The 6,366-nt window shown below is 72.2% G+C and carries 7 protein-coding genes; all 7 read left to right on the forward strand.

Annotated elements, in window-relative coordinates; translation table 11 throughout:
* The first annotated feature begins 53 nt into the window (after positions 1-53).
* Complete coding sequence (locus tag RBH18_RS42595; protein WP_306216214.1) at positions 54-1,073, forward strand: FecCD family ABC transporter permease; 1,020 nt, start codon at positions 54-56, stop codon at positions 1,071-1,073.
* The gene (locus RBH18_RS42600; protein WP_306216215.1) at positions 1,070-2,101 is read left to right on the forward strand and encodes a FecCD family ABC transporter permease; all 1,032 of its coding nucleotides are present in this window, start codon (positions 1,070-1,072) and stop codon (positions 2,099-2,101) included. The genes RBH18_RS42595 and RBH18_RS42600 overlap by 4 nt, the downstream gene beginning before the upstream one ends.
* A complete protein-coding gene (locus tag RBH18_RS42605; protein WP_306216216.1) occupies positions 2,098-2,913 on the forward strand; it encodes an ABC transporter ATP-binding protein in 816 nt (271 codons plus the stop codon). Before RBH18_RS42600 ends, RBH18_RS42605 begins: the two co-directional genes overlap by 4 nt.
* Complete coding sequence (locus tag RBH18_RS42610) at positions 2,910-3,449, forward strand: MSMEG_1061 family FMN-dependent PPOX-type flavoprotein (protein WP_306216217.1); 540 nt, start codon at positions 2,910-2,912, stop codon at positions 3,447-3,449. The genes RBH18_RS42605 and RBH18_RS42610 overlap by 4 nt, the downstream gene beginning before the upstream one ends.
* Before the next feature lie 65 nt (positions 3,450-3,514).
* Positions 3,515-4,972 (forward strand): family 43 glycosylhydrolase, encoded by a 1,458-nt coding sequence (locus RBH18_RS42615; RefSeq protein WP_306216218.1) that lies wholly within the window; start codon positions 3,515-3,517, stop codon positions 4,970-4,972.
* A 70-nt stretch (positions 4,973-5,042) separates the two neighbouring features.
* Entirely contained in the window at positions 5,043-5,813 is a 771-nt protein-coding gene (locus tag RBH18_RS42620; RefSeq protein ID WP_306216219.1) for an alpha/beta hydrolase family protein, read from the forward strand.
* The coding region (locus RBH18_RS42625) for an ABC transporter ATP-binding protein (protein ID WP_306216220.1) at positions 5,810-6,366 on the forward strand (557 nt) is incomplete at its 3' end. The genes RBH18_RS42620 and RBH18_RS42625, both read left to right, overlap by 4 nt.

Below are 6,366 nucleotides of genomic sequence, written 5' to 3' on the forward strand. Positions count from 1 at the left end.
TACGCCCTGGAGAAGGTGCCGCCGCTGCTCGCCGGCGCCCTGGGCTGACGACGATGCCGGACACTCGCGTCCGGCGCACCGCCGCGCTCTCCACGGGACTCGTGGTGAGCGCGGCGGCGCTCGCCGCGGCGGCACTGCTCAGCCTCACGGTGGGTGCTCAGCACATCCCGTTCGGGACGGTGATGGACGCGCTGTTCCACCCGGACCCCGGCAACGGCCAGCACCTGATCATCACCGAGTCGCGCATCCCGCGTACGGTGGTCGGCCTGCTCGCCGGTGCCGCGCTGGGTCTCGCCGGCGCCGTGATCCAGGCCGTGACCCGCAACCCGCTGGCCGACCCGGGCATCCTCGGCGTGAACGCCGGGGCGGCCCTCTTCGTCGTCTTCGGCATCAGCGTCCTCGGCATCACCAGCCTGACCGGCTACGTGTGGCTGGGCTTCGCCGGTGCGGCGATCGCCTCGGTCGTCGTCTACACGATCGGCTCGCTGGGCCGCGGCGGCGCGACGCCCGTCAAGGTCGCGCTCGCCGGCGCCGCCATGTCGGCCGCCCTCACCTCGCTGACCACGGCCGTGCTGCTGACCGACGTGGCCGCCTTCGACCAATTCCGCTTCTGGCAGGTCGGCTCGCTCGCCGGGCGCGGCATGGACATCGCGCTGCAGGGCCTGCCGTTCGTGGCCGTCGGCATCGTCGTCGCGCTGGCCTCGACCCGCTCGCTGAACGCGCTCGCCCTCGGCGACGACGTGGCCGCCTCGCTCGGCCAGAACGTCGCCACGGCCCGGATCGTCGCGGCGGTCGCGGTCGTGCTGCTGTGCGGCACGGCCACCGCCATGGCGGGCCCGATCGGCTTCGTCGGCCTGGTCGTCCCGCACGTCGCCCGGATGATCACCGGTCCGGATCACCGCTGGCTGCTGCCGTACTCGATGCTGTTCGCGCCTCTTCTCCTGCTCCTGGCCGACGTGCTCGGGCGGGTCGTCGCGAACCCGGGCGAGGTGCAGGTGGGCATCGTCACCGCCGTGATCGGCGCGCCGATCTTCGTGGCGCTGGCCCGGCGCAAGAGGCTGGCCGAGCTGTGACCGTCTCCCCGGTGATCCTCGAACGCCGCCGCGAGTCCCGCCGCGTCCGGACCGTTTCGCTGGTCCTGCTCGCCATCGTCGTCGCCCTGTTCGCGCTGTCGCTGTCCTACGGCTCGTTCCAGATCTCGCTGCCGGACATCGTGCGGTCCCTGCTCGGGCAGCCGACGCCGCCCCAGGTCGACTACATCATCCACACGCTGCGGCTGCCCCGGGCCATCTCCGCCGTCCTCGTCGGACTCGCGTTCGGGCTCTCCGGGGCGATCTTCCAGCAGCTGGTACGCAACCCGCTGGCCAGCCCCGACGTCATCGGCGTGACGGCGGGCGCGAGCTCGGCGGCCGTCCTGGCGATCGCGATCCTGTCCGTGAGCGCCGTGACCGCCTCCGCGATGGCGCTGGGCGGCGCGCTGATCACCTCCGCGGTGGTCTACGTGCTCTCGTGGCGCCGGGGCGTCGGCGGCTACCGGCTGGTGCTCGTCGGCATCGGGGTCGGGGCCGCCCTCGCCAGCGTCACGTCATTCCTGCTCACCCGGGCCGACGTCCGTACCGCGCAGGACTCGCTGATCTGGCTCGTCGGCAGCCTCAACGGGCGTACGTGGGACCAGGTCGAGCCGCTCTCGGCCGCCATGCTGGTCCTGGTGCCCGCCGCGCTGATCCTGCGCCGGGCCGTCTCCGGGCTGCAGCTCGGCGACGACCTGGCCAAGGGCCTCGGCATGAACGTCGAGCGCAACCGCCTCGCCCTGCTCGTCGTCGGCGTGTGCCTGGCCGGAGTGGCGACCGCCGCCGCGGGGCCGGTGGCCTTCGTGGCGTTCATGTCCAGCCCCATCGCCGTCCGCGTCCTCGGCACCGGCCGCCCCACCCTGCTGCCCGCCGGGCTGATCGGGGCCGTCGTCGTGCTCGCCGCGGACTTCATCGGCGCGCACCTGGTCGGGAGCACCCCCTACCCGGCCGGCGTGATCACCGGCGTGGTCGGCGCGCCCTACCTGCTCTGGCTGCTCGCCACGGCCAACCGCACCGGACGAGGAGGATGACCGTGCCCGCACCGTCCACCCTGCAGGCCGAGGGGCTCTCCCTCGGCTACGGCGACCGGCGCGTCGTCACCGACCTCACCCTGGAGATCCCCCGGGGCAAGGTCACCGTCATCGTCGGCCCGAACGCCTGCGGCAAGTCCACCTTCCTGCGCGGCCTGGCCCGGCTGCTGCCGCCGTCGGCCGGGGCCGTGCTGCTCGACGGCAAGTCCATCCACGCGTCGCCGAGCCGGGAGGTCGCGCTCAAGCTCGGCATCCTGCCGCAGGGCCCGATCGCCCCGGACGGCATCACGGTCACCGACCTGGTCAGCCGGGGCCGCCACCCGCACCAGGGCATGTTCCGCCGCTGGACCGCCGACGACGACAACGCCGTGGCCGCGGCCCTGCGGGCCACGGGCACCTTGGAGCTGGCGGCGCGCGGGGTCGACGAGCTCTCCGGCGGGCAGCGCCAGCGCGTGTGGATCGCGATGGCGCTGGCGCAGCGTACGGGCATCCTGCTCCTGGACGAGCCCACCACCTACCTGGACGTGACCCACCAGGTGGAGGTCCTCGACCTGCTCGTCGACCTGAACGAGGCCGAGGGCGCCACCGTCGTGATGGTGCTGCACGAGCTCAACCTCGCCGCCCGCTACGCGGACCACCTGGTCGTCATGAAGGCCGGCGCCGTGGTCACCGCGGGCGTGCCCGGCGACATCCTCACCGAGCCGGTCGTCGAAGATGTCTTCGGCATGCGCTGCCGCGTCGTCCCCGACCCGGTCTCGCACACCCCCATGATCGTTCCCATCGGCCGGCACAAGGCGGGACTCAGCGCATGAGAATCACCACCGAGGCGGAGCTCCGCGAGCTGATCGAGGAGCCCCACCCCTTCATCCGGGACAAGGCCATCGGCGTCATCGACGACGCCAGCGGCAGCTTCATCCGGGCGTCGACCTTCTTCCTGCTGGCCACCCGCCGCCCCGACGGCCAGGTCACCGTCTCCCCGCGCGGCGAGCCCGCGGGCGCCGCGGTCGTGCTGGACCGCCGGCGCCTGGCCTTCGCCGACCGCCCGGGCAACCGCCGCCTCGACAGCCTGCGCAACATCCTCCGCTGCCCGGACGTCGGCCTCCTCTTCATGGTCCCCGGCCACCTGGAGACCCTGCGCGTCAACGGCCGCGCGGCGCTCTACCGCGACCCGGACTGGACGGACGCGCCGATCGGCATCGAGGTGGAGGTGGACGAGCTGTTCCTGCACTGCTCGCAGTCGATCAAGCGGGGCTCGCTCTGGGAGCCGTCCGGCTGGCCGGAGCCCGGCACCTACCCCACCACCGGCGAGATGATCAAAAGCACCAACGCCGCCCGCGCCCTCACATAGGCAACCTTTTCCGCGGCGGGCGTCACTGAGATAGTGATGCTTGTCGATGGAAAGGGAGTGTCGTCATGCGGTTCTGGCGGATAGCGCTCGTCGTTCTGCTTCTCGGTGTCGCCGTGGTCGTCCGGCCGCTGCCCGGTCAGGCCGCTGTCGCCTTCACGAACCCGGTGGCCGCGGCGCCGTACGGGGCCGATCCGTGGATGGGCTACTACAACGGCAACTACTACGTCGCCACGACGACCTGGAACTCGCAGATCGTCGTCAAGAAGGCCGCTTCCGTGGCGGCACTGCCCGGCGCCCCGGAGACGGTGGTCTTCACCGGGACGGCCGCCGCCAGTTGCTGCAACGTCTGGGCGCCGTCGCTGCACCAGTTGAACGGCCGGTGGTACCTCTACTACTCGGCGGGGACCGCTGCCTGTTGCGACGGGCAACGGTCGTTCGTGCTGGAGAGCTCGGGCAGTGACCCGTTGGGCCCGTACACCTTCAAGGGGCAGTTGAATGTCCAGGCGAACAACGGCTGGGCCATCGACGGAAGTGTCGCCACGATCAACGGGCAGAACTACTTCCTCTACTCGGCGTGGGTGGGCGACCTGCAGAGCCTCTTCATCGCGCCGCTGACGAACCCGTGGACCGCCGGGGCGTACGGGACACGCATCTCCTCCCCGGCGTACGACTGGGAGAAGTCCGGCGCCAACGTCGAGGAGGCGCCCTACGTCCTGCAGCGCAACGGGGTCACGTATCTCACCTTCTCGGCCAGCTCGTGCAACACGCCCGACTACAAGCTCGGCATGCTGACCCTGACCGGCAGCAACCCCCTGGCGGCGAGCTCGTGGACCAAGAAGAGCACCCCGATCTTCCAGCGCAGCGACGCCAACAGCGTCTACGGCCCCGGCCACCACTCGTTCTTCACGTCACCGGACGGCACGGAGACCTGGCTCGCCTATCACGCCAACGAGACGACGGCCCAGGGCTGCGGCGCCACCCGGACCACGCGCATCAAGAAGGTCACCTGGAACTCCGACGGCACGCCCAACCTGGGCACGCCCGACCGGCTGAGCACCGCCCTGACCGCCCCCGCCGGCGACCCGGGCGGCACCGCGACCGTCCCGGCGGCCGGCCGCCTGGTCAACCGCAACAGCGGCAAGGTGCTCGACGCCCAGAACTGCGGCACCGCCAACGGCACGGCGATCCAGCAGTGGGCCTCGCTCGGCAACGCCTGCCAGCAATGGACCTTCACCCGGACGACCAGCAACTACTACCGCATCATCAACGCCAACAGCGGCCTCGTCCTCGACTCGGTCAATTGCGGCGCGGCCAACGGCACGGCGGTGAATCTGTGGGCCGCGCTCGGCAACACCTGCCAGGAGTGGAGCCTCACCCCGATCGCCGGCGGCGGCTACCTGATCGCCAACCGCGCCAACGGCCTGGTCCTCGACGTCGCCAACTGCGCCACCACCGACGGCGCGGCGGTGCGGCAGTGGGCCTCCCTGGGCAACACCTGTCAGCAGTGGACGATCACCGCGTGAGCTGAAGGGCACTTGTCCTATCGGACAACTAGCATTACGTTACTAGCGAATCGCTAGTAAGGGAGTCGGCGTGCCTGGTGAGAGCCGCTACGAACTCGAGGTCGACGGGCAGTCCGTGCCCGTGCTCGCCCGCTATCCGGACGCGGCGGCGCCCGCGCCGGTGATCGTCTTCTGCCACGGCCTCGGGGGCGCCGAGACCGGTTACAGCGGTCTCGGCCGGCTCCTCGCCGAGCGCGGCCATGCCGTGCTGCATCCGCGCTTCGCCGACGCCGGGGTGGCGCAGCCGCGGCCGATGCTGTTCGACCCGGCCCACTGGATGTCCCGGGTGCGCCGCGTGCACGCCGTCATCGACGCGCTCGCGGAGGACGACAAGCTGCGGTCCGACCGGGTCGTCGTGGCCGGGCACTCCTTCGGGGCCCACACGGCGCAGGCGGTCGCCGGGGCGGACATCGGCCTGGCCGGCACCGCCCACCCCGCCGTGGCCGCCGCGGTCCTGTGCTCGCCGCAGGGTAGCGGGGACCGGGGTCTCACGCCCCGCTCCTGGGCGGGTGTCCGGGTGCCGCTGCTCGTGGTGACCGCGACCGGCGACCTCGGTCCGCACGGTGAGGGGCTCGAGTGGCGCCGCGAGCCGTACGACCGGTCGCCGAGCCCGTGGAAGCACCTGGCCGTCCTCCGCGGCGGCGACCACTTCCTCGGCGGGTTCCACGGCCCCGGACCCACCCCGGCCGGGGCGCTGATCGCGGCGTTCGCCGACCGGGTGGGCGGCGACGCCGAGGCCGGCGCCTGGCTGTCCGCCGGGCCCTTCCCCGAGCTCTTCGACCACGAGGAGGCGACGTCGTGATCGAGGGCCGTGGCATCGAGCGGACGTTCACCGCGCGGAAAAGCGCGGTGCACGCGCTGGGACCGGTGGACCTGGCCGTCCGGCGTGGACAGTTCGTGGCCGTCGTCGGGCCGTCGGGGTGCGGGAAGTCGACCCTGCTGCGGATCGTCGCGGGGCTGGTCGCGCCGTCCGCGGGAGAGCTGACGATCGAGCGCGCCGATCCCCGTACGCCGCTGTGCTCGATGGTGTTCCAGGACTACGGGATCTTCCCGTGGAAGACGGTGCTCGCCAACGTCCGGCTGCCGCTGGACATCGCCCGCGTGCCGCGCCGGCGGGCCGACGCCGCCGCCCGCGAGTGGATCGAGCGGACCGGGGTGAGCGGCTTCGAGTCCGCGTATCCGGCCACGCTTTCCGGCGGCATGCGGCAGCGGGTCGCGCTGGCCCGGGCGTTCGTGGCGGACCCGGAGATCCTGCTGATGGACGAGCCGTTCGCGGCGCTCGACGCCCAGCTGCGCATGGTCCTGCAGCAGGAGCTGCTGCGGGTCTGGGAGGCGAACCGGCGCACCGTCCTGTT

The organism is Actinoplanes oryzae, assembly GCF_030757795.1.
GTDB lineage: Bacteria > Actinomycetota > Actinomycetes > Mycobacteriales > Micromonosporaceae > Actinoplanes.

What these genes read in the sequence shown, in the direction of transcription:
- RBH18_RS42605 (WP_306216216.1), top strand. Translation starts at nt 2,098, where the DNA reads ATGACCGTGCCCGCACCGTCCACCCTGCAGGCCGAGGGGCTCTCCCTC.
- RBH18_RS42595 (WP_306216214.1), top strand. Translation starts at nt 54, where the DNA reads ATGCCGGACACTCGCGTCCGGCGCACCGCCGCGCTCTCCACGGGACTC.
- RBH18_RS42610 (WP_306216217.1), top strand. Translation starts at nt 2,910, where the DNA reads ATGAGAATCACCACCGAGGCGGAGCTCCGCGAGCTGATCGAGGAGCCC.
- RBH18_RS42615 (WP_306216218.1), top strand. Translation starts at nt 3,515, where the DNA reads ATGCGGTTCTGGCGGATAGCGCTCGTCGTTCTGCTTCTCGGTGTCGCC.